The 2,983-nt window shown below is 64.3% G+C and carries 3 protein-coding genes and 1 pseudogene; 3 read left to right on the forward strand and 1 reads right to left on the reverse strand.

Annotated elements, in window-relative coordinates:
• The 3 genes from GPT33_RS18390 to GPT33_RS18400 form a co-directional block, all read left to right on the forward strand.
• On the forward strand, positions 1–669 hold a 669-nt coding region (locus GPT33_RS18390; protein WP_296811993.1), incomplete at its 5' end, for a ferritin-like domain-containing protein.
• Positions 670–727: 58 nt separating this feature from the next.
• Complete coding sequence (locus GPT33_RS18395; RefSeq protein ID WP_296811995.1) at positions 728–1,276, forward strand: DUF3455 domain-containing protein; 549 nt, start codon at positions 728–730, stop codon at positions 1,274–1,276.
• 171 nt (positions 1,277–1,447) lie between these two features.
• Entirely contained in the window at positions 1,448–2,461 is a 1,014-nt protein-coding gene (locus GPT33_RS18400) for a porin (protein WP_296811998.1), read from the forward strand.
• A 25-nt stretch (positions 2,462–2,486) separates the two neighbouring features.
• Here GPT33_RS18400 and GPT33_RS18405 read toward each other — a convergent pair.
• Positions 2,487–2,983 (reverse strand): annotated as a pseudogene (locus tag GPT33_RS18405) (histone deacetylase family protein); the annotation flags it as partial.

Raw genomic sequence — 2,983 nt, forward strand, 5'->3', positions numbered from 1 at the left:
CCATCGGTTCACCGGCTGCTTTCCCAGCTTGTCCTTTCGTTCAAACCCACGCTTCACAGGAAAAAAACCATGTCCAACATCACCACCGTGTCTTCTTCCCTCATCGCAACGCCCGCATCGCGCCGCAGTTTCATGCGCAGTGGCGGCGCGCTGTCAGCCGTGGCCGTGGCTCTGCTCGCCGGCAAAGACGTGCTCGCCCAAGGCATGAACGCCGACACGTCCAAAGACGTGGCCATCCTCAACGTGGCGCTGGGCCTGGAGCACGAAGCCATCAACGCCTACCAGCTCGGTGCCGGCAGCGGCCTGCTGCAAAAGCCGGTGCTCGACATCGCCGTGCAGTTCCAGGGCCACCACAAAACCCACCGCGACGCCCTGGTGGCCACCATCCAGAAACTGGGTGGCAAGCCGGTGGCCGAGATGACGCTCGACGCCTACGCCAAAGCGCTGAATGCCGGCGCGCTGAAAAGCCAGGCCGATGTGCTCGACCTGGCCGCCCGCCTGGAGCTGGGCGCCACCAACGCCTACCTGAGCGTCATCCCGTCGCTGGGCAACCGCGATCTGGCCAAAGTGGCTGCGCGCCTGGCTGCCGACGAAACCATGCACTTCACCATCTTGAACAACGCGCTCGGCCGTCCGCTGCCTGCCGGTGCCCTGTCGTTCGGCGCCTGACACCGCGCCTTTTTTGCTGTCACTTTTCTTCATCACAACCTGAACCGAGGAGCAACCCATGTTCATCAAACTTTCCCTGGCCGCTGCGGCCACCCTGGCGCTCAGCGCCTGTGCTTCCAACATGAGCGCGCCCCCCGCGGCGTTTTCGCAGGCGAGCCTGCCGGCTGCTGTGCAGGTGCCTGCGGGCCACAAGGTGGCCATGGAAACCGTGGGCGTGGGCCAGATCACCTACGAATGCCGCGCCAAAAAAGACCTGCCGGGCCAGCACGAGTGGGTGTTTGTGGGGCCTGATGCCAAGCTGCTGGACCGCATGGGCAAGCAAGTGGGTACCTACTACGGCCCGCCCGCCACCTGGGAAAGCGCGGACGGCTCCAAGCTCACCGCCACCCAGATCGCTGTGGCGCCCGCCATGGCCGGCAGCATTCCGCTGCAACTGGTGAAGGCCAGCCCGGCGATGGGCATGGGCGCGATGCAAGGCGTGAGCTACATCCAGCGCGTGGCCACCCAGGGCGGCGTGGCGCCGGCCCTGGTCTGCGGCATGGGCAACCTGGGCAACAAGCAGATCGTCAACTACCAGGCCGACTACATCTTCTGGAAAGCTGTTTGAAAAGGGCGCATTCAGGGATTTCCCTGACGCAGCGGACAGCGGACTGACAGGCCCGCTCACGATCATGGTTGAGGCGGATACCGGCATGCGAACGTGCCAGTGACGCCTTCCACCCGACCCGTCCCCGAGCCCGGGGACAGGTCGTATTCCATGTTCCCTTTGGAGTTTCCAATGAAGCCTTTCACCGCCCTGTCTGCCCTGACCTTGCTCGTCGGTGGCGCCCATGCCCAATCTTCCGTCACGCTTTATGGCGTGGCCGATGCCGCTGTTGAGCGCATCAAGGGAGCCACCTCGTTGACCCGCTTGGCTTCTGGTCAGCAGCAAGGTTCGCGCTGGGGCGTTCGCGGCAGCGAAGACCTTGGGGGCGGGCTCAGGGCTGTCTTCCAGCTGGAGGCTGGCATCAACATCACCAACGGTGCGCTCGGTCAAGGGGGACTCGGTTTCGGTCGTCAGTCTTATGTGGGGCTTGTGGGCGGTTGGGGCGGTCTCCGCATGGGTCGGCAGTACTCACCCATGGACGACATTGCCGGGGTGATTGGCACCAAGACCTACGATGTGCTGAGTGTGGTGCCCGTGATCGGCAACGGCGATTACAACCGCGTCAACAACGCCATTACCTACCTGTCACCCAACCTGGGCGGCACATCGTTCCAGGTGCAGTACAGCCAGGGCGAAAACCGTCCATCCACCGACGCCAGCAAAGACTTCGCCAAGCAGTTCAGCATGCACGCACTGCACGCCAGCGGTCCACTGACGGCGGGCGTTGGCCTGATGCGGGTGATGGACGCCGATGGCACGGCAGCCGGTCGTCAACCCATCAACGCGGTCATGCTGGTCGGTGCTTACGATTTTGGCGCCTTCAGGCTCTCCGCTTACGTGAACCGCGAAGACAAAGGCGCGAAAGACCTGACCGTGTACGGTGTGGCCGGCGCCAGAACGTTTGGGGAAACCACCGTTTCATTGGGCTTGGCGCAGGCTCGTGACGTCACCGGATCGGCGTCCGCCGCGGACGACGATGCCACCATCGTGACGCTCCAGGCCAGCCACAATTTGTCCAAGCGCACAGCGATTTACAGCCACCTGACCGCCGTTTCCAACGGTGACAACGCGGCTTTGGGCTTCAACAAGCCTGCGTTGGGTGGCAGTTCCAACGGCATTCAGGTCGGCGTGCGTCACCGCTTCTGACGCCTGGCGCCCAGCGGTTGTGCGCTCACACAGCGCGGTTGAACCCTTCCAGCAGGTTCACCGCGTTGGTGCCCACTGCGTCCACCGCGTAGCCGCCTTCAAACGTGAACACCGTGGGCAGGCCGGCGCTGGCCAGGGCCTCGCCCACGGCCAGGTAGTCAGCACTTTGCAGCGTGAAGCCTGAAATGGGGTCGCCTTCAAACGTGTCCAGGCCCATGGGCACCACCATCGCGTCGGCCTTGAACGCCGCCACCGCGTCCAGCGCCTGGCGCAGCGCAGCGCTCCAGGTGGCAAAGTTCGTTCCGCGCGGCAGCGGCAAGTTGAGGTTGAAACCCTCGCCGGCGCCCGCACCGCGTTCGTCTGCATGGCCCAGGAAAAACGGGTATTCGGTGGCCGGGTCGCCGTGTATCGACACTGTGAGCACGTCGGCGCGCTCGTAAAAAATGGCTTGCGTGCCGTTGCCATGGTGGTAGTCCACGTCCAGCACCGCCACGCGCTGCTTGCCGCCGTCGCGCAGGGCTT

This window comes from Thiocapsa sp. (assembly GCF_011390875.1).
In the GTDB taxonomy this organism is placed as follows: Bacteria; Pseudomonadota; Gammaproteobacteria; order Chromatiales; family Chromatiaceae; genus Thiocapsa.